21 protein-coding genes and 1 pseudogene are annotated in these 24,783 nt (G+C 72.8%); 11 read left to right on the top strand and 11 right to left on the bottom strand.

Annotated features, from left to right (window positions below; all coding sequences use genetic code 11):
• The first annotated feature begins 13 nt into the window (after positions 1-13).
• The 3 genes from AB0G63_RS24115 to AB0G63_RS24105 are packed head-to-tail and all read left to right on the top strand — an operon-like array spanning position 14 to position 3,050.
• On the top strand, positions 14-607 hold the full coding sequence (locus tag AB0G63_RS24115) for an ATP/GTP-binding protein (RefSeq protein WP_360753811.1): 594 nt from the start codon (positions 14-16) through the stop codon (positions 605-607).
• Complete coding sequence (locus tag AB0G63_RS24110; protein WP_360753751.1) at positions 604-1,821, top strand: cytochrome P450; 1,218 nt, start codon at positions 604-606, stop codon at positions 1,819-1,821. The genes AB0G63_RS24115 and AB0G63_RS24110 overlap by 4 nt, the downstream gene beginning before the upstream one ends.
• 2 nt (positions 1,822-1,823) lie before the next feature.
• Positions 1,824-3,050: a cytochrome P450 gene (locus tag AB0G63_RS24105; RefSeq protein WP_360753749.1), complete on the top strand. Its 1,227-nt coding sequence runs from the start codon at positions 1,824-1,826 to the stop codon at positions 3,048-3,050.
• Between the two features lie 13 nt (positions 3,051-3,063).
• On the opposite strand, the gene AB0G63_RS24100 is transcribed toward AB0G63_RS24105, so the two are convergent.
• The 4 genes from AB0G63_RS24100 to mshD all read right to left on the bottom strand — a co-directional run bounded on the left by AB0G63_RS24100 (position 3,064) and on the right by mshD (position 9,300).
• Positions 3,064-3,501, bottom strand: coding sequence for an NUDIX hydrolase (locus AB0G63_RS24100; protein ID WP_360753748.1), 438 nt, complete (start codon positions 3,499-3,501; stop codon positions 3,064-3,066).
• Positions 3,502-3,539: 38 nt separating this feature from the next.
• The gene (locus AB0G63_RS24095; protein ID WP_360753746.1) at positions 3,540-4,589 is read right to left on the bottom strand and encodes a CHAD domain-containing protein; all 1,050 of its coding nucleotides are present in this window, start codon (positions 4,587-4,589) and stop codon (positions 3,540-3,542) included.
• Positions 4,570-6,801, bottom strand: coding sequence for an RNA degradosome polyphosphate kinase (locus tag AB0G63_RS24090; protein WP_360753743.1), 2,232 nt, complete (start codon positions 6,799-6,801; stop codon positions 4,570-4,572). Before AB0G63_RS24090 ends, AB0G63_RS24095 begins: the two co-directional genes overlap by 20 nt.
• Positions 6,802-8,373: 1,572 nt before the next feature.
• On the bottom strand, positions 8,374-9,300 hold the full coding sequence (gene mshD / locus AB0G63_RS24085) for a mycothiol synthase (protein WP_360753740.1): 927 nt from the start codon (positions 9,298-9,300) through the stop codon (positions 8,374-8,376).
• Between the two features lie 181 nt (positions 9,301-9,481).
• On the opposite strand from mshD, the gene AB0G63_RS24080 reads away from it, so the two are divergent.
• The 3 genes from AB0G63_RS24080 (at position 9,482) to AB0G63_RS24070 (ending at position 13,777) form a co-directional block, all read left to right on the top strand.
• The gene (locus tag AB0G63_RS24080; RefSeq protein WP_360753739.1) at positions 9,482-11,281 is read left to right on the top strand and encodes a bifunctional metallophosphatase/5'-nucleotidase; all 1,800 of its coding nucleotides are present in this window, start codon (positions 9,482-9,484) and stop codon (positions 11,279-11,281) included.
• A gap of 477 nt (positions 11,282-11,758) precedes the next feature.
• Positions 11,759-11,884: a hypothetical protein gene (locus AB0G63_RS24075; RefSeq protein ID WP_360753736.1), complete on the top strand. Its 126-nt coding sequence runs from the start codon at positions 11,759-11,761 to the stop codon at positions 11,882-11,884.
• A 108-nt stretch (positions 11,885-11,992) separates the two neighbouring features.
• Entirely contained in the window at positions 11,993-13,777 is a 1,785-nt protein-coding gene (locus AB0G63_RS24070; RefSeq protein WP_360753734.1) for an ABC transporter ATP-binding protein, read from the top strand.
• Positions 13,778-13,864: 87 nt separating this feature from the next.
• Here AB0G63_RS24070 and AB0G63_RS24065 read toward each other — a convergent pair.
• The 7 genes and pseudogenes from AB0G63_RS24065 to AB0G63_RS24035 form a co-directional block, all read right to left on the bottom strand.
• Positions 13,865-14,827 (bottom strand): annotated as a pseudogene (locus tag AB0G63_RS24065) (pectinesterase family protein); the annotation flags it as partial.
• Positions 14,828-15,081: 254 nt separating this feature from the next.
• A complete protein-coding gene (locus AB0G63_RS24060; RefSeq protein WP_360753732.1) occupies positions 15,082-16,527 on the bottom strand; it encodes a HAMP domain-containing sensor histidine kinase in 1,446 nt (481 codons plus the stop codon).
• On the bottom strand, positions 16,524-17,261 hold the full coding sequence (locus AB0G63_RS24055; RefSeq protein ID WP_360753730.1) for a response regulator transcription factor: 738 nt from the start codon (positions 17,259-17,261) through the stop codon (positions 16,524-16,526). The genes AB0G63_RS24060 and AB0G63_RS24055 overlap by 4 nt, the downstream gene beginning before the upstream one ends.
• Positions 17,262-17,382: 121 nt before the next feature.
• Entirely contained in the window at positions 17,383-17,565 is a 183-nt protein-coding gene (locus AB0G63_RS24050; protein WP_360753728.1) for a hypothetical protein, read from the bottom strand.
• Between the two features lie 45 nt (positions 17,566-17,610).
• Positions 17,611-18,795 (bottom strand): trypsin-like peptidase domain-containing protein, encoded by a 1,185-nt coding sequence (locus AB0G63_RS24045; RefSeq protein ID WP_360753725.1) that lies wholly within the window; start codon positions 18,793-18,795, stop codon positions 17,611-17,613.
• Positions 18,796-18,938: 143 nt separating this feature from the next.
• Positions 18,939-19,961, bottom strand: a complete 1,023-nt coding sequence (locus AB0G63_RS24040) for a LacI family DNA-binding transcriptional regulator (protein WP_324784432.1) — start codon at positions 19,959-19,961, stop codon at positions 18,939-18,941.
• A 116-nt stretch (positions 19,962-20,077) separates the two neighbouring features.
• Positions 20,078-20,857, bottom strand: coding sequence for a response regulator transcription factor (locus AB0G63_RS24035; RefSeq protein ID WP_360753721.1), 780 nt, complete (start codon positions 20,855-20,857; stop codon positions 20,078-20,080).
• A gap of 180 nt (positions 20,858-21,037) precedes the next feature.
• Between AB0G63_RS24035 and AB0G63_RS24030 the strand changes: the two genes are divergently transcribed.
• The 5 genes from AB0G63_RS24030 to AB0G63_RS24010 all read left to right on the top strand — a co-directional run bounded on the left by AB0G63_RS24030 (position 21,038) and on the right by AB0G63_RS24010 (position 24,625).
• A complete protein-coding gene (locus tag AB0G63_RS24030; RefSeq protein ID WP_360753718.1) occupies positions 21,038-21,874 on the top strand; it encodes an alpha/beta fold hydrolase in 837 nt (278 codons plus the stop codon).
• 36 nt (positions 21,875-21,910) lie between these two features.
• Positions 21,911-22,165 (top strand): MoaD/ThiS family protein, encoded by a 255-nt coding sequence (locus AB0G63_RS24025; protein WP_324784429.1) that lies wholly within the window; start codon positions 21,911-21,913, stop codon positions 22,163-22,165.
• A 2-nt stretch (positions 22,166-22,167) separates the two neighbouring features.
• Positions 22,168-23,424, top strand: a complete 1,257-nt coding sequence (locus AB0G63_RS24020; protein WP_360753715.1) for a hypothetical protein — start codon at positions 22,168-22,170, stop codon at positions 23,422-23,424.
• Positions 23,425-23,579: 155 nt separating this feature from the next.
• On the top strand, positions 23,580-24,320 hold the full coding sequence (locus AB0G63_RS24015; protein WP_360753713.1) for a DUF2993 domain-containing protein: 741 nt from the start codon (positions 23,580-23,582) through the stop codon (positions 24,318-24,320).
• Between the two features lie 224 nt (positions 24,321-24,544).
• The gene (locus tag AB0G63_RS24010) at positions 24,545-24,625 is read left to right on the top strand and encodes a putative leader peptide (protein ID WP_350310325.1); all 81 of its coding nucleotides are present in this window, start codon (positions 24,545-24,547) and stop codon (positions 24,623-24,625) included.
• The last annotated feature ends 158 nt before the right edge of the window (positions 24,626-24,783 follow it).

Genomic DNA, 24,783 nt, shown 5'->3' with positions numbered 1-24,783 from the left:
CGCGCGCACCCCCCTGGGTGCCACCGCCGACAACGGCCTCAAGATCGTGGTTGTCGGCGGCTTCGGCGTCGGTAAGACGACCATGGTCCGCTCGGTCAGTGAGATCCGTCCCCTCAACACCGAGGAGACGATGACCCGTGCGGGTGAGGCGGTGGACGACACCAGCGGGGTGCACGCGAAGACTTCGACCACCGTCGCCTTCGACTTCGGCCGCATCAGCCTCGACGCGCGCAACGTGCTGTACCTGTTCGGCGCGCCGGGCCAGGAGCGCTTCTGGTTCCTGTGGGACCGGCTGTTCTCCGGCACCCTCGGCGCGGTCGTGCTGGTCGACACCCGCCGGATCGACGACTCCTGGTACGCGATCGACCGTCTCGAGGCGCACGGCACGCCGTTCATCGTGGCCTGCAACGACTTCGGTGGCCCCGGCCACCGGCACGAGGCCGTCCGGGACGCGCTCGACCTCGACCCGCACGTGCCGCTGGTCGACTGCGACGCCCGCTCCCGCGAGTCCAGCAAACAGGTCCTCATCACCCTGGTCCAGCACATAAAGAACCAGTACGCCGGGCAGACGATCCGGCCTGTCGCGTCCCCCCGGGAGTTCGCTTGACCACCGACGCCATACCCCTCACCGGTTCCCGCTTCCTGTCCGAACCCGCGAGGCTCTACCGGGAGATGAGGCGCGATCACGGTTCCGTCACCCGGGTGCTGCTGGACGGCGGGGTGCCGGCGTGGCTGGTGCTCGGCTACCGCGAACTGCATCAGGTGACCGGCGACCCGGTCCTCTTCAGCCGCGACTCCGACCTGTGGAACCAGTGGGACGTCATCCCCGGTGACTGGCCCCTGCTGCCGATGATCGGCCGCAAGCAGCCGTCCATCCTCTACACGGTCGGTGAGCGCCACCGTCAGCGCTCCGCCATGATCAGCGACGCGCTGGAGGCGATCGACCCGTTCGAACTGCGCCGGCACGCCGAGCGGTTCGCCGACGAGCTGATCGACGCCGTGTGCACCCGGGGCGAGGCGGACCTGATCGGCCAGTACGCGATGCTGCTGCCGGTGCGGGTCCTGGCGCGGCTGTACGGCTTCTCCGACGAGGAGGGGCCGGGCCTGGTCACCGCCCTCAACGACATGGTCGACGGACAGGAGCGGGCCCTGGCGGGCCAGAGCCATCTGGTGACGTCGATGACGAGGCTGGTGGCCGAGCGGAGGGCCGCGCCGGGCGACGACGTCGTCTCGCGGATGCTGGCGGACCGCAGCGGCTTCACCGATGAGGAGATCATGCAGGACCTCATGGTGATGATGGCCGCCGGTCACCAGCCGACCGCCGACTGGATCGGCAACTCGCTGCGCCTGATGCTCACCGACGACCGGTTCGCGGCGTCCCTGTTCGGCGGCCGCCACAGTGTCGCCGAGGCGATGAACGAGGTGCTCTGGGAGGACACGCCGACCCAGAACGTGGCCGGCCGGTGGGCGTCCCGCGACACCCATCTCGGCGGGCGCCACATCCGGGCCGGCGACCTGCTGCTGCTCGGTCTGCAGGCCGCCAACTCGGACCCGCAGGTGCGCACCGACGGCGCCTCGCTCACCGGCGGCAACAACGCGCACTTCTCCTTCGGGCACGGCGAGCACCGCTGCCCGTTCCCGGCTCAGGAGATCGCCGAGGTGATCGCGCGGACCAGCATCGAGGTCGTCCTGGACCGCCTGCCCGACATGGATCTGTCGGTGCCGGCCGACGCGCTGACGCGCCGTCCCTCGCCCTGGCTGCGCGGGCTGACGGAACTGCCCGTGCGGTTCACACCCACCCCTGCTCTCGGAGGCAACTGACCGTGACTTCCCCCACCGAAGAAGTACGCATAGCGCTGGATCCTTTAGTCGGCGACCTGGACGGCGAGAGCGCGAAGCTGCGTGCGGCGGGACCGCTGGCGGCGGTCGAGCTGCCCGGCGGCGTCCCCGTGTGGGCGGTCACCCACCATGCCGAGGCCAAGGCGCTGCTGACGGACTCCCGGCTGGTCAAGGACATCAACGTGTGGGGCGCCTGGCAGCGCGGGGAGATCCCGCCGGACTGGCCGCTGATCGGGCTGGCGAACCCGGGCCGCTCGATGCTGACCGTGGACGGCGCCGAGCACCGCCGGATGCGGACGCTGGTGGCCCAGGCCCTGAGCGCGCGCCGGGTGGAGGCCATGCGGGCCCGGGTCACGCAGCTCACCGAGGAGCTGCTGGACGACATCCCCGCGGACGCCGACGTCGTCGATCTGAAGGCGGTGTTCGCCTACCCGCTGCCGATGCTCGTCGTGGCGGACCTCATGGGCATCGACAAGGCCGTGCTTCCCCGGCTCAAGGTGCTGTTCGAGAAGTTCTTCTCCACCCAGACGCCGCCGCAGGAGGTCGTCGCCACCCTCACCGAGCTGGCCGGCATCATGGGCGAGACCGTCGCGGCGAAGCGGGCGCAGCCCGGCGACGACCTGACCAGCGCGCTCGTCCTCGCCTCCGAGGACGGCGACCGGCTCACCGACGAGGAGATCGTCTCCACGCTGCAGCTCATGGTCGCCGCGGGGCACGAGACCACCATCTCCCTCATCGTCAACGCCGTGGTGAACCTCTCCACCCATCCCGACCAGCGGGCCCTGGTCCTCTCCGGCAAGGTGGACTGGTCGGCGGTGGTGGAGGAGACACTGCGCTGGTCGACCCCGACCTCGCACGTCCTGATCCGCTTCGCGACCGAGGACGTACCCGTCGGCGACAAGGTGATCCCCGCGGGGGACGCGCTGATCGTGTCCTACGGCGCGCTGGGCCGGGACGAGCGGGCACACGGTCCGACGGCCGGTGAGTTCGACGTCACCCGGGAGACGGGGACCCGGCACATCTCCTTCGGCCACGGCCCGCACGTGTGCCCCGGCGCGGCCCTGTCCCGGCTGGAGGCGGGCGTGGCGCTGCCCGCGCTGTACGCCCGGTTCCCGCGGCTGGACCTCGCGGTACCCGCGTCGGCGCTGCGCAACAAGCCGGTGGTGACGCAGAACGACCTCTTCGAGCTGCCGGTCAGGCTGCACGGCTGACCACCGCGGCGAATCAGCTCTCCCCGTGCCGCCCCGGGCCGATGGCCGCGAGCGCCGGAGGTATCAGCTCCCTGTCCCGCTGGTACGTCAGGCGCTCGCGAGCCCGGTCCGGTGACAGCCAGGCGAGTTCGCTCACCTCGTCGTTGGGACTGAAGGCTCCGCCGGTCGACTCCGCGGCCCAGTACACGACCTGCTTCTCCCGGCCCGTGTGATCCACGTACCGGAGGGTCGGCAGGGCTGGGCCGAGCCGGCAGGTGTGGCCGGTCTCCTCCCGGACTTCGCGCAGGGCGGCCGCGTGGGCCGCCTCGCCCTTCTTGAGCTTCCCCTTGGGCCAGGACCAGTCGGACCACTTGGGCCTGAACACCAGGGCGAGTTCGACGCCGCCCGCGGGGGAGCGGCGCCACAGGACGCAGCCGGCCGCGAGGACCGGGGCGCCGGGGGTGGGGGCCACCGGGGGTTCACCGCCTTCTTCGGCGTGCTGCGACGGGTTCAGGGCGCGCTCACCGCCTGCTTCTGCCAGGACTGCTGGAACGCGAACCGGGCCGCCTCCACCTCGTGCCGCTGGTCGGCGTGCAGCACACCGAGCGCGTACGCCGTCGCCGGGGCGATGCGCGGGGTGCGGGCCGCCGACGCCGCCGCGGCGGCCGCCTCCGAGGCGTCGCGGTGCCGGTTGAGCGCCTGGCCCGCGGCCAGCAGCCGCACGTCCACGGGGACGTCCTCGCCGCACAGGACCTCGCGGGCGTAGCGGTGCAGGCGCAGCAGCAGGCGGACCTGGTGCCAGGGCCCGTCCTGCGGGTGCGGCGCCGGGTCCGGGGACAGGCCGTGCACCAGCGCCTCCGCGTTGTACGGGCTGCCCGCGGTGACGAGGGGCAGCGCGGCGACGGCGTCGGCGAGGCGTTCCTCGGCGGCGGCGGCCAGCGGGCCCAGGCCGGTGCCGGCCGCGGCGGGCGTCAGCGGGACCTCGCTGGCCAGTACGGCCACCTTGTCGGCGACCGCGTGGAAGCGGGAGGAGCCGAGGGCCTGCAGGGCGGTGGAGTGGGCCCGGGTCCGGGCCAGGGTCAGCTGGCGTTCGAGCAGGGCGCCCGCCTTGGCGGCGCCCACGGTCAGGTTGCCGCGGCCGGTGTCGGCGCGGGCGGCCCCGGGACCCGCCTGCTGGGCGGGGAACACCGCCGCGCCGGACAGCCTGTGCAGCGCGAGCAGCAGCCGCTCCAGGCGGGCCGCGTAGGCGTGCTCCATCGACAACGTACCTGACAGCCAGGCGAGTTCGGGACGCAGTCCCTCGGACCAGTCGGCCTCCAGCAGGGGGCGGAAGGTGTGCAGGCTGCCGCTGATGCGGCGGACCGAGCGGCGCAGGGCGCGCGCCGCGTCGGCGGACTCCGCGGTGCCGTTCCCTCCGCCGCCCCCGGCGCCGGACTCCCGGTGCAGCCTGAGGGCGCGGAGGAACTCGGTGGCCTGGGCCCGCAGATAACCCGCGAGGGTCTCTCCGGTGGCGGAGGGCCCGGCCACGGGGTCCGTCGGGTCAAGATGTTGCTGTGCCACGCCGGCGCCTCCGGGCGTCTATGAGCATCTCCTGGACGTTGCGCAGGGGTTGGCCGTCCGCGTCGGTGGCGTGCCGGGTCCATTCGCCGTCCGGGCCGAGATGCCAGGAGGCGGTGGTGTCGGACATGCCGGTCTCCAACAGCCGGTTCAGGGCTGCGCGGTGGGCCGGGTCGGTGACCCTGACCAGGGCCTCGATACGGCGGTCGAGGTTGCGGTGCATCATGTCGGCGCTGCCGATCCACACCTCGGGCTCGCCGCCGTTGCCGAAGGCGAACACGCGGGAGTGCTCGAGGAAGCGGCCGAGCACCGAGCGGACCCGGACGTTCTCCGACAGGCCGGTGACCCCGGGGCGGATGGCGCAGATGCCGCGCACCCAGATGTCGACCGGCACGCCCGCCTGGGACGCGCGGTAGCAGGCGTCGATGAGCGCCTCGTCGACGAGCGAGTTGACCTTGATGCGGACGAAGGCGGGGCGTCCGGCACGGTGGTGCTGGATCTCCTTGTTGATCCGCGCTATCAGGCCGTCGCGCAGGGACTTGGGGGCCACCAGCAGCCGCCGGTAGGTCTCGCGGCGCGAGTAGCCGGAGAGCCGGTTGAACAGGTCCGACAGGTCGGCGCCGACCTGCGGGTCGGCCGTCAGCAGGCCGAGGTCCTCGTACAGGCGGGCCGTCTTCGGGTGGTAGTTGCCGGTGCCGACGTGGCTGTAGCGGCGCAGCGTCTCGCCCTCCTGGCGGACCACCAGCGACAGCTTGCAGTGCGTCTTCAGGCCGACGAGGCCGTAGACGACGTGGCAGCCGGCCTCCTCCAGCTTGCGCGCCCACTTGATGTTGGCGTGCTCGTCGAAGCGGGCCTTGATCTCGACCAGGACGAGGACCTGCTTGCCGGACTCGGCGGCGTCGATGAGCGCGTCGACGATCGGGGAGTCGCCCGAGGTCCGGTACAGGGTCTGCTTGATGGCGAGGACGTCCGGGTCGTTGGCCGCCTGCTCCAGGAACGCCTGCACCGACGTGGAGAAGGAGTCGTACGGGTGGTGCAGCAGCACGTCCCGGCTGCGCAGGGCGGCGAAGATGTCGGGCGCGGACGCCGACTCGACCTCGGCGAGGTCGCGGTGGACGCCGGCGACGAACTTCGGGTACTTCAGCTCGGGCCGGTCCAGGCCGTGTATGCGGAAGAGGCCGGTGAGGTCCAGCGGGCCGGGCAGCGGGTAGACCTCGGCCTCGGAAGTCTTCAGCTCGCGCACCAGCAGGTCGAGCACCTCGCGGTCGATGGACTCCTCCACCTCCAGCCGCACCGGAGGCCCGAAGCGGCGCCGCATGAGCTCCTTCTCCAGGGCCTGCAGCAGGTTCTCGGCGTCGTCCTCCTCGACCTCGAGGTCCTCGTTGCGGGTGAGGCGGAAGGCGTGGTGCTCCAGCACCTCCATGCCCGGGAACAGCTCCTCCAGGTGGGCGGCGATGACGTCCTCGAGGGGGACGTAGCGGCCGGGGGAGCTCTCCAGGAAGCGGGACAGCAGCGGCGGCACCTTGACGCGGGCGAAGTGCCGGTGGCCGGTGACCGGGTTGCGCACCACCACGGCCAGGTTCAGGGACAGGCCGGAGATGTACGGGAAGGGGTGCGCCGGGTCGACCGCGAGCGGGGTGAGGACCGGGAAGATCTGGTGCCGGAACAGCGTGAACAGCCGCGCCTGCTCCTTCTCGGTCAGCTCGCTCCAGCGGACCAGGTGGATGCCCTCCTCCGCGAGGGCGGGGGCGACGTCCTCGTGGTAGCAGGCGGCGTGCCGGGCCATGAGCTCGCGCGAGCGGGCCCAGATCATCTCCAGCACTTCGCGGGGCTGCAGGCCGGAGGCGGAGCGGGTGGCGACGCCCGTGGCGATGCGGCGCTTGAGTCCGGCCACCCGGACCATGAAGAACTCGTCCAGGTTGCTGGCGAAGATCGCGAGGAAGTTCGCGCGTTCGAGCAGGGGCGTGTTCGGGTCCTCGGCGAGTTCCAGGACCCGCTCGTTGAAGGCGAGCCAGCTGCGCTCCCGGTCCAGGAAGCGGCCCTGCGGCAGCTGGGGGCCCTCGTGCGGCGCCTCCTCGTAGGAGTCGAGGTCGGCGTCGATGTCGGGTTCCAGGTCGGAGACGGCCGCGGACACCGTGTGCGGGCGGTGCGCGGCGATGGAGCCCACGGAGGGCTGCGGGTGCTGTACCTGTGCCTGGGCGTTTGGCTGGCTCATGAACCCATTCTTCCGCGCCGGAGGTGTCACGGGCGCGTCGGAAGCGGCGGGCGGGAGCTTGGCTTCGAAGAAGTGGGCGTCCCCGTTCCCCGCGGCCCCCTCGGGGGGTGGCGAAGGGTCTGGCACGGCGGGCGTCATTGGCCGAGCGTCGCAAGCCTGTCTGAACCGATGGTTACGGCGACATGGCGTTCGGGATATCGGCGGGCGGCTCCCGGCCGCCGCGCCTCCGGCGGGGTGCGGGTCAGGGCCTGCCCGGTGGATCATGCCGCTGACGCGGGCGGTGATCGCGAGGAGGAGGCCGGTCTCCACCCGGTTCATGGGCCGGCAGCGCGGGGCGGCCGGAGGCGTCGGCGCCGTCGTCGACCTGCCAGGCGCCGCGGGGGGCCGCGACCGGCCCGGCGGCGGTACGGGTGACGGCGGCGAGGGCCGCCCCACAGAAGTCCCGCGTGGGCCGGCAGGCGGCGAGCCCGTCGCGGCCGGAGTCCGCGGTGATCTCCACTGCGGGCCGTGAACCGGAGGGCGTGGCTCGTGCGACGGGGAGACGTGAGCGAAACGGGAAGCGGCGGGGAACCCCCTTCCGCCGTTGACCGCGACCGTCGGTCCCTCCGGGCGGCTGAGGACGGCGCGGGGCACGACAGGGCCTCGCACGGCTGGGCGCGTCGTGTGCCGGCCGGGCGTCCGCGGGCGAGGCGGCCGGGGCGCGGGGCCCCGGGGCCGCGGGGCCGCGGGTGAGGCCCCAGGCCGGGTGCCCTGGCCGGCTGCCCTGGCCGGGTGCGGGCCGGTCGGCTCTCGCAGCCGGACATCTTACGTCTCGGTCGGGCTCACGGCCCGGCCGGGCGCTTGCGGTCGGGGCACAGCGCCAGAAGCCGAGCCCAGGCCCCGAACCCCGCGTGCCTGCCGGGCGAGGCCCGCCGCCCTGCCGGGCGAGGCCCGCCGCCGTGCGGGGCGGACTCCGCCGCTGTGCCGGGGTGAACTCCGCGTGTCTGCTGGGCGAGGCCCGCCGCCGTGCCGGGCGAGGCCCGCTGCCGTGCGGGGCGGACTCCGCTGCCGTGCGGGGCGGACTCCGCCGCTGTGCCGGGGTGAACTCCGCGTGTCTGCTGGGCGAGGCCCGCTGCCGTGCGGGGCGGACTCCGCTGCTGCGCCGGGGCGGACTCCGCGTGCCTGCCGGGCGAGGCCCGCCGCCCTGCCGGGCGGACTCCGCCGCTGTGCGGGGTGAATGCCGCCGTCGTGCGGGGCGAACCCCGCGTGTCTGCCCCGGGTGAGACCCGTCGCCCTGCCGGGCGAACGGCTTCGCCGTCGCAGGCGTCGTCCAGGTCCGGCGTGCCCGGGCGGGGCGGACCGGACTCGGGTCCGGGGCGCGACCGCAGTCGGCGCCCCCGGCCACCCGTGCCCGCGGACGGTCCGGCGGGCGGGGGTGCCGCGGCTCGGTCCGGCGGGTGTGCGGCGGGTCGGTCGTGGGGGCGGGGCGAGGCCCCGGAGGGTGAACCCTTGCGGGAGCGGGGTCCGGGGCGGGGCGCCGGGCGGGGGTCCGGCCTCACCTGCGCGCCGTACACCGTCCGGCCGCCGGAGGCGTCATGTCTCCGTGCGGTACATCAGGTCCGTCTCGTGCGTCACGAACCCCAGCCCCTCGTACACGGCGACGGCCGCCTTGTTGTCGGCGTCGACGTACAGCATCGCCGTGGGCAGTTCCTGGGCCCGCAGGTGGCGCAGGCCGATCGTCGTCAGGGCCTTGCCCAGGCCGCCGCCCTGGGACCCGGGACGCACCCCGAGCACGTACACCTCTCCCAGCTGCTCGGTGGCGTGGACCTTCGTCCAGTGGAAGCCGACGAGTTCGTCGCCGCGGAAGGCGAGGAAGAAGCCGGCCGGGTCGAACCACGGCTCGGCCTTGCGGTCGTCGAGGTCGCGCTGGGTCAGGGAGCCCTGCTCGGGATGGTGGGCGAACGCGGCGGCGTTCACCGCGAGCCAGGCCGCGTCGTCCCGGCCGGGCACGAAGGTCCGCACGGTCACGCCCTCGGGCAGTACCGGATCGGGCAGTTCCAGGTCCGTCAACGGGCGCCGCATCTGCCGCAGTTCGCGGAACAGCGTGAGCCCCAGGACCTGCGCCAGGTGCCGGGCCGCGGTGTGGCCGCCGTGCGCCCACACCCGCAGCCGCTTGCCGGAGGCGGCGAGCAGCGCCGACCCCAGCGCCCGCCCGTGCCCCTGCCCCCGGTGCGCGGGGTGCACGACCAGCTCGGCGGCCGGCGCCTCCACCGGATCGGTGTCCTCCAGCTGGGCGTAGCCGACGAGTTCGTCGCCGACCGTGAGCAGCAGATGGGACACGCCCTGGCGCTCGCCGCCCCGCAGCTGCAACCGGCCCTGTTCGGACACCGCCTGGTGCCCGTCGTGCCGGGCGGCCTCCGCCAGCAGCCCGAGCACGGCCTCGGTCCGGTCCGGGGAGAGCGCGGTCATGGTCTCGATGGAACGGGTGCCGTCGGGGCGCGCGGTGTCGTCGCTGGTCATGCGTACGAGGGTAAGGGGAAGGCCCGGCGGAGCGGAGGTACGTGCACAACAGAACGCAAAGGCAAAGCGGAGGGCAAAGGGAAACCAGGATGTAACCAGGAACCCCCTGTCGCGCTACGCGCGTTGACCCTAGGCTGCGCCCCGACGGGGTCACCACCTCAGCAGAACGACAGGGGGGCGTATGCCAGCCAACTCCCAGCCGTACCAGCGCCGCAGACGGACGTACCGTCTGCTGGCCGCAGCCGCGGGTCTCGCGACCGCCGGCGCGCTGGTCGCCGCGCTTCCGGCGCAGGCGCACGACACGAAGCACGGCGGCCATCACCCGAGCCGCTACCAGGACGTGCAACTGCTGTCCTTCAACGACCTGCACGGCAACCTGGAGCCGCCGTCCGGTTCCTCCGGCCGGGTGACCGAACTGCAGGCGGACGGCACCACGAAGACGATCGACGCGGGCGGCGTGGAGTACCTGGCCACGCACCTGCGCCAGGCCAGGCAGGGCAAGCCCTACTCCATCACCGCGGCCGGCGGCGACATGGTCGGCGCGTCGCCGCTGATCTCGGGCCTGTTCCACGACGAGCCCACCATCGAGGCGCTCAACAAGCTGGACCTGGACGTCACGTCCGTCGGCAACCACGAATTCGACGAGGGCCCCAAGGAACTGGCGCGCCTTCAGAACGGCGGCTGCCACCCCACCGACGGCTGCTACACGGACCGGGAGTTCGAGGGCGCCGACTTCCCGTACCTGGCCGCCAACGTCCTGAACGAGAAGACCCACCGGCCGATCCTGAAGCCGTACTGGGTCTGGAAGAAGAAGGACGTCAAGATCGGCTTCATCGGCGTGACCCTGGAGGGCACCCCGGGCATCGTCTCCGCGGACGGCGTCAAGGGCCTGCAGTTCAAGGACGAGGTCGAGACGATCAACAAGTACGCGCGCGTGCTCCAGGCGCAGGGCGTGCAGTCGATCGTCGCGCTGATCCACGAGGGCGGTGCGCCGGCCTCGTCGTCGTACAACTACGACTGCGACTCCCCGGGCGCCGGTGACGGCATCTCCGGGCCGATCGTCGACATCGCCAAGAACGTCACGCCGGCGGTGGACGCGCTGGTGACGGGCCACACCCACACCTCGTACGTCTGCACGATCGACGACCCGGCGGGCCGTCCCCGCATGGTCACCTCGGCCTCGTCCTTCGGGCGGCTGTACACGGACACCACGCTCACCTACGACCGCTACACCGGCGACATCGCCCGCACGGCGGTCACGTCGGCGAACCACGTGGTCAGCCGGGACGTGCCCAAGGCGGCCGACATGACCGAGCTGATCGGCAAGTGGAACACCCTCGCCGCCCCGATCGGCAACCGCCCCATCGGCTACATCTCCGCCGACATCCCCAACACCGGCACCGAGTCCCCGATGGGCGACCTGATCGCCGACGCCCAGCTCGCCTACGGCAAGCAGCTCGACCCGGAGACGGACCTCGCGCTGATGAACCCGGGCGGCGTCCGGGCGGGGCTCACCTACGCGGCCAAGGCCGCCGAGGGCGACGGCGTGGTGACCTACGCCGAGGGCTTCACGGTGCAGCCGTTCGCCAACACCGTGAACCTCCAGGACTTCACCGGCGCGCAGCTGATCCAGGTGCTCAAGGAGCAGGTCAGCGGCTCGAACGCGGCGTCCCCGAAGATCCTCCAGCCCTCGTCGGGCCTGACCTACACGCTGGACCTGACGAAGACCGGGGCCGACCGGGTGGTCACCGACTCGATCCGCCTGAACGGCGCCGCGATCGACCCCGCGGCCACCTACCGCGTCGCCACCAACAGCTTCCTCGCGGGCGGCGGCGACGGCTTCACCACGCTGGGCCTGGGCACGAACGACCTGGTCGGCACCGACGACCTGGCGGCCCTGGCGCAGTACCTGACGGCCAACTCCTCGGCGGCGAACCCGATCGCCCCGCCGGCCGCGAACCGCATCACGATCACCAAGTAGCCCGCTCCCGAGCGCGGCACCGCCCCGAACCCCGTCCCGGCACCGCCGGGGCGGGGTTCGTCGTTTCCGCCCGTCGCCGGAAGGCCTGTCGTCGCCATAAGGCCTGTGTGAATTCGCGATCGGTTCCGCGCCCTGCCTGAGAGTTTCATTTCTGAGGCAACTCCTATCGAAACTTATTGACCTCTAAGGCGAATTGGCTTTTCCGGCTGCGGAAGTGACGTAGTGTTTTCCATGTCGAAGCGAACGACGCGAAAGCAAAGGAGAGATTCGATGAGCTTCCACAAGATCGCCCCGGTGAAGAAGGCCCGCAAGCCGGTGGCCCCGGCTCCCAAGGAGAAGGCGCCGAAGCGGGTCACGCCGAAGCGCCGTCCGGTCGCCCACAAGGGCTGACCGTCCATTCACTGACGTAAATCACAGGAAATTGCAGCAGGTCGGAAGGCGAACTGTTGCAGAACCGCAGCACGGAGGGAAACAGACATGAGCTTCCACAAGATCGTCCCCGTGAAGAAGGCTGCCAAGCCCGCCCCCGCGCCGAAGCGGAAGGCCCCGAAGAAGGCCGCGCCGGCCGCTCCGAAGCGCCGCCCGGTCGCCCACCAGGGCTGACGCACGCCACGAGGCGGGGCCACCGGCCGCGAGCATCGCTCGCCCGGCGGCCCCGCCTCGGCCATGCCCGGCAGCAGGGCCGGGGGACCCGAAGAGGAGACGCTGACCATGAGGGACGTCCGTGCGGCCTTCCGCCGCTTCTGGCCGCTGACCCGCGGCGACCGCGGGTGGCTGGCGGTGATCGTCGGCTGCGTGGTGGCGAGCGCGCTGGCCGAGACCGCCTCGATCCTGCTGTTCGCGCAGCTCACCGACACCGCCCTGCAGGCCGGTTCGCTCTCCGCCTTCTGGGGCCCGGCCGGGGCCTGGCTGGGCGCCGCCGTGCTCGGCGCGTTCGTCGGCTACCTCGGCAACTCGCTGGCCGCCTGGACCGCCGAGAGATTCGTCCTGCGCCTGCGGGCGAAGGTCTTCCGGCACGTCCAGGACCTGCCCCCGCACTTCTTCCAGCAGCACCGGCAGGGCGATCTGGTGGAGCGGCTGACCGGCGACGTCGAGGCCATCGAGCAGCTGGTCGTCTCGGGAGTCGTCGGCACGGTCTCCGCCGCCTTCTCCGCCGTCTTCTACGCCTGCGCCGCCCTGTACCTGCGCTGGGACCTGGCCCTGGCCACCTTCGTCCTGGCGCCCCTGTTCCTGCTCGCCGCCCGCCGCTTCTCCGGCCGGATCAAGGCCGCCTCCCAGGACGAGCGGGTCGCGGACGGCGCCATCACCTCCGTGGTGGAGGAGTCCCTCGGCAACATCGTCCTCACCCAGGCATACAACCGCCGCCGCGACGAGGAACGGCGGCTGGACCGGGAGGCCCGCGCATGGATGCGGGCGAGCGTGCGCGGGGCGCGGCTGAGCGAGATGTACGAGCAGTTCGTCGAGGTCGTCGAGACGCTGTGCGTGCTCGCGGTGATCGGCCTCGGGGTGTGGGAGATCTCCGCGGACCGGCTGACGCTGGGCCGGCTGCTGGCCTTCGCCGCCTTCATCGGCTACCTCTACCCGCCGGTCCGCAGCCTCGGCCGGCTCGGCCTCACCCTCACCGCCGCCACCGCGGGCGCCCAGCGCCTGAACGAGATCCTGGACGCCCGTCCGGCCGTCACCGACCCGGCCGCACCCGTCGCGCGATGGCCCGTGCACGGCCGGGTCGAGCTCCGCCACGTCTCCTTCCGCTACCCGCACTCCCGCCGCGCCTCGCTGCGCGACGTGAGCCTCACCGCCGGACCCGGCGAACTCGTCATCGTCACCGGCCCGAGCGGCGCCGGGAAGTCGACCCTGGCCAAGCTGCTGACCCGCTTCTACGACCCCGCGCAGGGCGTGATCACCCTGGACGGCGTCCCGCTGCCCGACCTGGGCCTGGAGTTCCTGCGCGAGAACGTGGCGCTGCTGCCCCAGGAGACGCTGATCCTCAACGGCACCATCCGCGAGAACATCGCCTGCGGCCGCCCCGGCGCGAGCGACCAGGAGATCGAACGCGCGGCCGTCGACGCGGCGGCGCACCACTTCGTCACCGCCCTGCCCGACGGGTACGACACCCCCATCGCGCCCGGCACGGCCGCCCTCTCCGGCGGGCAGCTCCAGCGCATCGCCATCGCCCGCGCGATGCTGCGCGCCGCGCCCGTCCTGGTCCTGGACGAACCGACGGCCGGCCTGGACGCGGTGGCCGCCCGCCAGGTGGTGCAGCCGCTGCGCAGGCTGATGGCGGGCCGCACCACGATCATGATCACGCACGATCTGAGCCTGGCGCCGGACGCCGACCGGATCCTGGTCGTCGACCGCGGCCGGCTGGTGGAGGCGGGCACCCACGAGGAACTCCTCGCGCGGCGGGGCGCCTACGCGGCGCTCGCCGAGCCGCTGCCCGACGCCGTTGCCGACGCGCCGCCGGCCGCGGACGACACCATGATCCTCAGGTGGTAGCACACGGGCCGCGGCCCTGGCCCCTACGGGAGACCGCGCACCGCGGTCTCCCGTAGGGGCCACTGGCCACGGGCTGAGGGCCGGGGGTCAGCCGGCGGACGGTGTCCAGTCGCCCAGCCAGTCGGCCACCTCCTGGTCGGCGGCCTGCGCGTCGGTGAGCTGCGGCCGGTCGCTGCTCGCCGCGCCGGAGCCGGCGCCGCTGTTGTGGTACTCGGCGAACCGGTCGTCCTTCCAGGAGAAGCCGCTCATGTCGGTCCACGGGGTGGTCCTGATCGCGGCGCTCAGGACGGTGTCGCGGACCGTGGTCTGCGGGTCGAGGCTCGCGTCGCCGCCCGCGTGCCAGGGGCGGCCGAGGTAGAAGCTGCGGTCGGAGACGTCCCCGTTCACCGTGGAGGCGGCGATCAGGATGCCCTTGCGGCCGGCGGCGGTGCTGGGGGCGGTGACGTAGCCGGCGGAGGTGCCGTTCCAGCGCTTCTTCAGCGTGATGACCGACTTGTGGATGACGGCGGTGGCGCGGCCGAAGATGAAGTCGACGTTGCCGACCACGTAGGAGTTGGTCATGTAGACCCGGCCTGGCTTGTCCTTCGCCGCGGTGTCCAGCAGCAGCGTGTCCTGGTCGCCGCTGACGATGACCGAGTCCAGGAACACCTTGTCGGAGGCGGTGCGCAGTGCGACGGCCTGCTGGGCGATGTCCTGGTGGGACGCCTCGTCGAAGTCGTTGGCGATGCTGAGGTTGCGGGCCTGGAAGTCGTCGGCCTCGACGGCGACGGTGGCGCTGCCGGAGGTGCCGTAGGTGCCGGAGCCGTCGGGCTTCTGCGTTCCGGAGGCGTTGTCGTAGACGATGACGGTGTCCTTGCGGCTGGAGCCCGTCCCCTGGATGGTGACGTGCGGCTTGTTCGCCGGGACCTTCACCGTCTCGCGGTACGTGCCGGGCGCCACGGCGATGACGACGCGGGAGGCGTTGTTCGCGGGGACGGCGTTCACGGCGGCCTGCACGGTGGTGTACTGCCCGCTGCCGTCCTTGGCGACGGTGAGCGTGGTCGTGGCGGCGGTGGCTGCCTCGGCCCGCGTTCCGGGCAGGGCCTCCTGGGTCAGGGCGACGGCGGCGGTCAGGGCGAGCGGGAGTGTGACGGCGAGGACGCTTCCACGCCTGCGGTGCCGAACCATGCGGAACTCCGTTCCGTGCGGGGGACAGGACCGTTGATGGGTCGTCACCCCGGACGGAAAGGTTGCCGCACCGGCGTGACCGAGCCGGCCGCGGGCGGCCCGGTCACGCCGCGCCGGTCACGGCTTCGACGGACGGCTCAGGGGGCTTCGGGCGGAGCCGTCGGCGCTCCCGGCAGCTTCACCGTCGCCACCGTGCCGCCGCCGTCCGCGCGGGACAGGGTGACCTCGCCGCCCGCCTGGTGGACCGTGCGGGCGACGATCGACAGGCCGAGGCCCGAGCCGGGCAGCGCGCGGGCGCTCGGGGAGCGCCAGAAGCGGTCGAAGACGTGCGGGAGTTCGTCCTCCGGGATGCCGGGACCGTGGTCGCGGACGGTCAGCACGCCGTCGTCGAGCCGCACCTCGACCGTGCCGCCCTCGGGGCTGAACTTCACCGCGTTGTCGAGGACGTTGACGACCGCCCGCTCCAGGGCGGAGGGCTCCGCCCGGACGTACCAGGGCTGGAGGTCGGCGGTGATGGACAGCTCGGGCCCACGGAGCCGGGCCCGGCGCAGGGCCGCCTCGACGGTGTCCTGCAGCGAGACGATCTGCACCCGCTCACCCCGCTGCCCTTCCGACCGCGACAGTTCCTGCAAGTCGCCTATGAGGGACGCCAGTTCGGTCATCTGCGCCTTCACCGAGGCGAGGAGCGCCTTGCGGTCCGCCTCCGGGAGGGGGCGGCCCGTCTCCTCGCTGCGGGTGAGCAGCTCGATGTTGGTGCGCAGCGAGGTGAGCGGGGTGCGCAGCTCGTGGCCGGCGTCCGCGATGAGCTGCTGCTGGAGATCGCGGGAGCTGGCCAGCGAGGAGGTCATGGAGTTGAAGGAGCGGGACAGCCGGGCGATCTCGTCCTCGCTGTCGTCCTCCACCGGGATGCGGACCGTCAGGTCCTCGGTGCGGGCGACGTGTTCGACGGCCTCGGTGAGCTTGTCGACGGGCCGCAGCCCCGCCCGCGCGACCGCGAGCCCGGCCGCCCCGGCGCCGAGCACGCCGACGCCGGAGACGAGCAGGAGGATCAGGGCGAGGTCGTTGAGGGTGTTCCGGGTGCTCTTCAGGGGGACGGCGACGACGAACCCGACGCTGGGCCCCGTCTCCCCGTCGGCGGTACTGGTGGCGCCCAGCGGGCGGACCATCACGCGCACCGCGTTGCCGTCCTCGTCGGTGCCGTCGCGGAAGTAGACCCGGCCGATGTCCGCGTTCTTGATCTGCTCCTTGTCGGCGTGGGTGACCTTGACGGCCCCGGTGGAGTCGTCGGTGACGCAGACCTTCCCGCTCTCCGTGACCACCTGGGAGTAGTTGCTGCGGAAGAAGCCGTTGCCCTGCGGGGTGGTGGAGCAGTTGTTGAGGGCCAGCTCCGCCTGGGTGATCTGCTGCGGCCCCCGCATGCCCCGCTGGAGATCCTGGTTGAGCTGCTCGTACAGCTTCCCCTGCACGATGAACCAGCACGTCACCGACACCGCCGCCACCGCGAACGCCACCGCCGCCGCGACCAGCAGCGCCAGCCGGGAACGGATCGGCAGGGACCGGAACCGGCGTACCACCTTGCTCACTCGGCGCCACCCTGCCGCAGCACGTACCCCACCCCGCGCACCGTGTGGACGAGCCGCGGCTCGCCGCCCGCCTCGGTCTTGCGGCGCAGGTACATGACGTAGACGTCCAGCGAGTTGGAGCTCGGCTCGAAGTCGAAGCCCCACACCGCCTTCAGGATCTGCTCGCGGGTGAGCACCTGGCGCGGGTGCGCCATGAACATCTCCAGCAGGGTGAACTCGGTGCGGGTCAGCTCCACCGGCCGCCCGCCCCGGGTGACCTCCCGGGTGGCGAGATCCATCCGCAGGTCGGCGAAGGCCAGCGCCTCGTCGTCCTGGTCGGCGCCGGCGGCCGCGGCGGCGGCGTAGGAGCTGCGCCGCAGCAGGGCGCGGACGCGGGCGAACAGCTCGTCCAGCTCGAACGGCTTGACCAGGTAGTCGTCGGCCCCGGCGTCCAGCCCGGTCACCCGGTCGCCCACGGTGTCCCGGGCGGTCAGCATCAGGATCGGCGTCGTGTCGCCCGCGCCGCGGATGCGCCGGGCGGCGGTCAGGCCGTCCATGCGGGGCATCTGGATGTCCAGCACGATCAGGTCGGGCCGGTACGCCGTGGCCTTCTCCAGCGCGTCGGCGCCGTCCACGGCGACCTCGGTGCCGTACCCCTCGAAGGCGAGGCTGCGCTGGAGTGCTTCGCGCACCGCCGGCTCGTCGTCGACGATCAGGATGCGCTGGGGGTCACGGTCGCCATCGGCGGGGCTCATGGGCTCGGATTCCTCGGGTGCGGTGGAACGACGGGAGCTGGACGCCTTCAGCGTCGCATGTTTCCCGGCCGGCGCGGAAAGCGCGGAGCGCAGGCGGAGCGCAGGCGGAGCGCGGCCGGGATCAGCCGCGGGCGCCGCTGCGGCGACGGCCGCGCACGGCGCCGGCGCGGCGGCCGACGGCGGGGACGGCGGCCACCTCGGGTGCCCGGACCGCCGGCGCGTGGAGGTCGTACGCCACCTCGAGGGCCAGGGTGAAGTCGGCGGCGCCGGTGCCGGCGCCCGGGTGCGGAACCTGCTTGATCATGACGTGCTCCCTCACTACGGACGGTGTCAGCCGCTGCGAGCGGTGTCAGTCGGAGCCGCCGGCCCGCAGCGTGGCCAGGTCGGACTTGACGGTGTTGATCGGGATGGCGAAGCCGAGGCCGACGCTGCCGGCGCCGGCCGAGGACGACTGGGAACTGGCCGAGTACATGGCGGAGTTGATGCCGACGATGGTGCCGTTCATGTCGATCAGGGCGCCGCCGGAGTTGCCGGGGTTGAGCGAGGCGTCCGTCTGGATCGCCTTGTACGTCGTCGTGGACGAGCCGGTGTCGCCGTTGAACTGCCGGCCGCCGAACTCGAACGGCCACTGCCCGTTGCCGCCGCCCTGGCTCTGGCTCTCGTCGGTGGAGACGGTCACGTCACGGTTCAGGGCCGAGACGATGCCGCTGGTGACGGTGCCGGTCAGGCCCTCGGGGGAGCCGATCGCCACGACCGTGTCGCCGACGCTGACGCCGCTGGAGTCGCCCAGGGTGGCCGCCTTGAGGCCGGAGGCGCCCTGCAGCTTGATCAGGGCGAGGTCCTTCTTGCTGTCGGTGCCGACGACCTGCGCGGTGTAGGACTTGCCGTCGCTGGTCTTGACCTTGATGGAGGAGGCGCCGGAGACGACGTGGTTGTTGGTGAGGATCTCGCCGTCGCTGGTGATGATCACGCCGGAGCCGGTCGACTCCCCGGAGCCCGAGGTGGCGTTGATCTCGACGATGCTCGGGCTGACCGCGGCGGCGATCGCGGCGATGTCGCCCTTCTTGGCGGCGGGCACCACGCTGGTGCTGCTGGTGGTGGCGACGGTGTCGTTGCCGCCGGTCAGCTCCTGGATGCCGTAGGCGGTGCCGCCGCCGATGGCCGCGGCGACGATCGCCACGGCGGCCAGCAGGGCGACCGGTCCCCGGGTCCGCTTCTTCGGCGCGGGCACGGGCGCGGGCACGGTGGGCGCGGCAGGCGCCGCGTGCTCGCCCGGTCCGGCGGCCGGGGGTGCGTCGAGGAGGGCGGTGCCGCCGCCACCGTCGCCGCCGTACGAGCCGCCGGCCGACGCGGCGGCCTGGCCCGGCCACACCGTGGTGCCGGGCTCGACGGTGACCGGCCGGACCGGCGGCTGCGCCGGCGGAGGCGGCCACTCGGGGTTCGCGGGCGAGGAGGCGTGCTGCTGGGGGTACGCGTGGCGTTCGCCCTGGTACGGGTCGTCGTACTCGCCGCCGCGGCGGATGCTCTCGGTCATGGAACGAGCTTGTCGCTCGACCATGAGAGCCCCCTGAGTGTCCGCTGAGAAGCCCGGCAGAACCTCGTATGCCCGATATAAAGACGCTTCTCGCGGCCCGGGGGACTCTCTCAGCAGGCTCTCAGCAAGCCACGCTCACTCATTCACGCGCAGCCGCAGGACCGCCGGACGACCAGCCGGGACGGGAACACCTTCAGCCGCTCGCGCCGCGATCCCGCGACCCGCAGCCCGTCGTCCAGCACCAGGTCCACGGCGGCCCGGGCCATCGCCGAGCGGTCCGACGCGACCGTGGTCAGGGGCGGGTCGGCGAGCGCCGCCTCCTTGATGTCGTCGAAGCCGGCCACCGCCAGCTCGCCCGGCACGTCGATGCGCAGCTCGCGCGCCGCGCGCAGCACGCCGATCGCCTGGTCGTCGGTGGAGCAGAAGACCGCCGGCGGGCGCCGGGGCCCGGAGAGGATGTCCAGGGCGATCCGGTAGGCGTCGTAGCGGTTGTACGGCGCCTCGAACAGGCGGCCCTCGGTCTCCACGCCCGCCTCCTGCATCGCGCGCCGCCAGCCCTCGACGTGGTCGGAGACGGGGTCGCCGACCGCGGGCGTCTCGGCCGTGCCGCCGACGCACGCCACGTAGTCGTAGCCGTGCTCCAGCAGATGGCGCACGGCGAGCTGGGCGCCGCCCAGGTCGTCGGTGACGACGGCGACGTCGTCGATGGCCTCGGGCCGCTCGTGCAGCAGGACCACCCGGGCGTCCCACGCCTCGATCTCGGCGGCGGCCAGGTCGTTGAGCGCGTGGCTGACCAGGATCAGGCCGGAGACCCGCATCCCGAGGAACGCCCGCAGGTAGTGGACCTCGCGCTCGCTGACGTAGTCGGTGTTGCCGACGAGCACCATCTTCCCGCGCTCGGAGGCGGCCTGCTCGACCGCGTGCGCCATCTCCCCGAAGAAGGGCTGGCGCGCGTCCGGGATGATCAGCCCTATGAGGTCGGTACGCCGGGACGCCATCGCCTGGGCGACCCGGTCGGGCCGGTAGCCCAGCTCCTTGATCGCGGCGAGGACGCGCTCGCGCGTGGCCGGGGCGACCGGCCGGGGTCCGTTGTTGATGACATAGCTGACGACGGCAGTGGACGTCCCTGCCAGCCGTGCTACGTCGTCCCGAGTCACCTTGGCCACTCGCGGAGTCTACGCGGAGAGACCGGGACCGGGCAGGGCGAGAAGGCGCTGGGCCGGGCTTACCCGGGCCCGTTCGGCGCTTCCGGTGCGGGAGCGCTCCCCTGCCCGGGTGTCCGCTATGCCTCCGCCCGGACCTCGACGGCGTCCAGGGCTGCCGTCTCGTCCGTTTTCTCCGTCTTTGAGTGCTCCGCTCGGGCCTTGGTCTCCTCGGTGGCCCGGTCGCCCTTCTCCGGGGTAACGAATCGATAACCGACGTTCCGGACGGTCCCGATCAGCGACTCGTGCTCGGGTCCGAGCTTGGCACGCAGGCGCCGTACGTGCACGTCGACCGTGCGGGTGCCGCCGAAGTAGTCGTAGCCCCACACCTCCTGCAGGAGCTGGGCGCGGGTGAAGACGCGGCCCGGGTGCTGGGCGAGGTACTTCAGGAGCTCGAACTCCTTGAAGGTCAGGTCCAGGACCCGGCCCTTGAGCTTGGCGGAGTAGGTCGCCTCGTCGACCGACAGGTCGCCGTTGCGGATCTCCATGGGCGAGTCGTCGTTGACGATCTGCTGGCGGCCCATGGCCAGCCGGAGCCGGGCCTCGACCTCGGCCGGACCGGCGGTGTCCAGCAGGACGTCGTCGATGCCCCAGTCGGCGGTGACGGCGGCGAGGCCGCCCTCGGTGACCACCAGGACGAGCGGACAGCCCGGCCCGGTGGAGCGCAGCAGCTGGCACAGGCTGCGCACCTGGGGGAGGTCGCGGCGGCCGTCGACGAGGATGACGTCGGCGCCCGGGGTGTCGACGAGGGCGGGTCCCTCCGCCGGAGCGACGCGCACGTTGTGCAGCAGCAGGCCGAGGGCGGGGAGCACCTCCGTCGACGGCTGGAGGGCATTGGTCAGGAGCAGCAGAGAACTCATAAGTCTGGTTCCTCCTCGGTCCCTGCGAGGACGTTTGCGGTGCGGAACTGCTCTGCGATCCCGGGGGCCCGTACACCGCGGTCACCTGGGGGTTTCCCGCTTCGTATACAACGCTTCCGAAAGCACAAAAGGACCCGGGGGCTACGCTGCCCGAGTCCTCTGTCCAGCAGAATAGCCCACATGAACACCGGTCCGGCAGGTCATGTGGCGCGATCCACGCTTCGTCCGCACTCCGAGACGGGCAGACGGGAACCTTTGCGTACGTTTCTGTACACGGTCGACGGGGTTGCCGTCGATTCCGTATACGATCCGGCGGCCGTCGTATACGACGCCTCCCGGCCATCCGCCGGTGACCTGGTGTTCGTGGTGGCGCACGGCTTCACCGGCGACGTGGACCGGCCGCACGTGCGGCGGGTGGCCGCGGCCCTGGCCCGCCACGGCGCCGTCGTCACCTTCTCCTTCCGCGGCCACGGCGCCTCGGGCGGCCGTTCCACGGTCGGCGACCGCGAGGTGCTCGACCTGGCGGCGGCGGTGGACTGGGCCCGCGAGCTCGGGCACACGCGCGTGGTGACCGTCGGCTTCTCCATGGGCGGCTCGGTGGTGCTGCGGCACGCGGCCCTGCACGGGGGGACCGACGCCGTGGTCTCCGTCAGCGCGCCCGCCCGCTGGTACTACCGGGGCACGGCCCCGATGCGCCGCCTGCACTGGCTGGTGACGCGCCCCGCGGGCCGGCTGGTGGGCCGCTACGGCCTGCGCACCCGCATCCACCACCGTCAGTGGGATCCGGTACCGCTGTCCCCGGTGGAGGCGGCGGCGAGGATCGCCCCGACGCCGCTGCTGATCGTGCACGGCGACCGGGACGGCTACTTCCCCCTCGACCACCCGCGCATGCTGGCCGCGGCCGCCGGCGACGACGCCGAGCTGTGGGTGGAGCACGGCATGGGCCACGCCGAGAACGCGGCCGGGGACGAACTGCTGTCCCGGATCGGGGACTGGGCGGTGGCCCGGGCGGGCTAGCCTGAGGTGTCCACAGCCGAACTGATTGAGGAACGGATGCCAAAGGTCACGGTGCGCTACTGGGCCGCCGCGAAGGCCGCGGCCGGGGTCGCCGAGGAGCCGTACGACGCGGACACGCTGGCCGAGGCGCTCGACGCCGTGCGCGGGCGACACCCCGGCGAACTCACCCGCGTGCTCCAGCGATGCTCGTTCCTCGTCGACGGTGATCCCGTGGGCACCCGCGGACATGAGACGGTACGGCTGGCCGACGGCGGCACGGTCGAGGTGCTCCCGCCGTTCGCAGGAGGGTGACGATGACCGACCAGCAGCCGTACGACCCCGGGTACCAGGGGTACGACCAGTACCAGCAGTCTCCGCAGCCGCAGCCGCAGCCGTGGCCCGCGCAGCAGGCGTACCAGGACCAGCGGGGTCCGGCCGGGTACGAGGACCCGGACGCCCTGCAGTACACGCAGCAGTGGCAGGGGCAGACCTGGGAGACGCAGCTGCAGCCGCCCGTCGCCGCGGTGGACGCGGCCGAGACGGCGTACCTGCCCCCGCAGGCGCCCGCCGGGTACCCGCCGCACCACCCGGCGCCCCACGACCAGGCCGCCGCCGGGTACGGGCATCCGCCGCACCAGGACCCGGCCCAGGCCCAGGCCCACGCCCCGGCCCCGGCGTGGGACCGGCAGCCACAGCCGCAACCCCTGCCGCAGGCCGTCCAGCCCGCCGGCCACGCCGGTCACGCCGGTCCCGCCGCGCCCGAGCCGGAGGGCGGCCCCGCCTACGGCCCCGCCACCCTCGCCGGCAACTCCCGCATCACGGACGCCCAGCGCGCCCGCCTGGAGGGCCGGTCCCCGGTCATCGAGCCCGGCGGGCAGCCGGCCGCGCTGACCGCGCTGCTGGGGCTGCTGCTGTCGGGAACGGCGGCGATCGGCTCGTACGCCCTCCTCGTCCCGCTCGTCGCCCTGCAGGCCGTCACCGCGGCGGGCTGGTTCCGGCTCAACGGCATGTGGCCGGCCCGGCAGGGCATCGCGCTGGCGTTCCTCGGCGCGCTCGTCGCGGACGCGGCGCTGCTCGCGGCGGGCCGCGAGCACGGCCCGGCCGCGATACTCGGCACCATCGGCGTGTGGGTGCTGCTCTCCCTGGTGCTGCAGCTGCGCTCGCACGCGGACCCCGACGAGCGGATGTACGGCCTGATGGCGACCGTCGTCTCGGCGGCGCTGTCCGTCCTCGCGGCCGGTTACCTCGCGGCCGGTGCGGACGCGGTGTCCGTCGGCGCGGCCGCGGTCGCGGTGGCCCTGCTGGCCCGCGCCCTGCCCCTGCCCACTCCGGCGTCGGTGGCCGTCTCGCTGCTGGCGGCGGCGGGCGCGGGCATCGCGGCCGGCGCGCTCACGGACCTCGGCGCGAAGGGCGCGCTGCTGGGCGCGGGCGCCGCGGCGTGCGCCCTGATCGGGCACCGGGCGGCGAGCTACGACTACCCGTCGCGCTTCGTCCACTTCACCGCGGGCGTCGCCCTGCCGCTGACGGCGGCGGCGCCGGTCGTTTACGTGCTCGGGCGGGCGCTGGGGTAGCGGCGTCCGGCGTCCCCTGTGCACCCTCCTGTCACAGGTGATCCACAATTCGCGGGCGCGCGCCCGTCCCAGGGTTAGTCTCGCGCCAGACGGCCACCCGGGTCGTCGGTGACCGGCCTTCGTGGATGACGGCCGAAGTGGGGGAAACATTCGGTATGCGCGCCCTGCGAATACTACTGATCGTCGTCGTGATCCTGGGCGGCCTGTTCGTGCTCGTGGACCGGGTGGCGGTCTACTTCGCCGAGAACGAGGCGGCGGACAAGCTCAGGACCACCGAGAACCTGGCCTCCACCCCGGACGTGTCCATCAACGGCTTCCCGTTCCTCACCCAGGTGGCGTCCGGGGAGCTGGACGACGTCGAGATCGGCATCAAGGGCTACGAGGCGGACACCGGCAGCACCGCCGCCGGAGCCCCGAAGACGATCCGTGTCGACGACATCGACGCCCACATGAAGGGCGTGAAGTTCTCCGGCGACTACAGCTCCGCCACCGCGGCCACCGCCACCGGCACCGCCCTGGTCTCCTACGACGAGCTGCTGAAGGCGGCCAAGTCCGGGCCGACGCAGATCATCCCGGGGATCACCGCCGAGGTCGTCGGGCTGTCCGACGGCGGCAACGGCAAGATCAAGGTCGAGGTCAAGGTGCGGGCGGCCGGCGCGGAGCAGACCTACCCGGTGCTCAGCTCGGTGACCGTGGAGGGCTCCACGGTCAAGGTGCACGCCGACTCGCTGCCCAAGCTGGTCGTGCAGCTCGCCGAGTCCCGCATCCGCGCGATAACCGACTTCCAGCAGACGATCGACCAACTGCCCGGCGACGTCAGGCTCGACAAGGTCGAGGCGGCGAAGAACGGCGTGGAGATCACCGTGAAGGGTTCGGACGTCAAGCTCGCGGGGTAAGGACGAGGGGCCTCGCGAGGCCGGGACCAGAGCCGCTGTGGACCCGCGGCGTCCGAAGGGCGAGACGCCGTCGTCCGCGGCGCGGCCGGGGCGGCGGACACACCGGGGCCGAGGCCGTACGGCGGACATTCGGGCGGCGATCCGATCCCGTATCCCGGACGATGGCGTCTCACCATACGACACGCCGGTGACATCTCCCGCCGTCCGTCCCTACGATCGGCACCATGAAGCGACAGGCGGATCTCACGAAGCGGCGGGCAGTAGACCTGTGCCGCGTCGCCGCCATGCTCTGTCGCACCTTCTGAGCGGAGAGCGCAGACCTCCGCATTCCCCGCCCTGTGCCCAGGGCATCCGTGCGCCGCCGTCGCCTCGGAGCGGACGCGCGCGCACCTCTCGCACTCGTCATCGCACGTAATTGCACCGGCACTCGCACGCCCCGCCGCAACTGCCCCGGAGGAGACAC

Source organism: Streptomyces sp. NPDC020996 (genome assembly GCF_040641355.1).
Classification (GTDB): domain Bacteria; phylum Actinomycetota; class Actinomycetes; order Streptomycetales; family Streptomycetaceae; genus Streptomyces.
The sequence above is the reverse complement of the archived record's forward strand: the minus strand, read 5'-3'. Positions and strand labels throughout refer to the sequence as shown.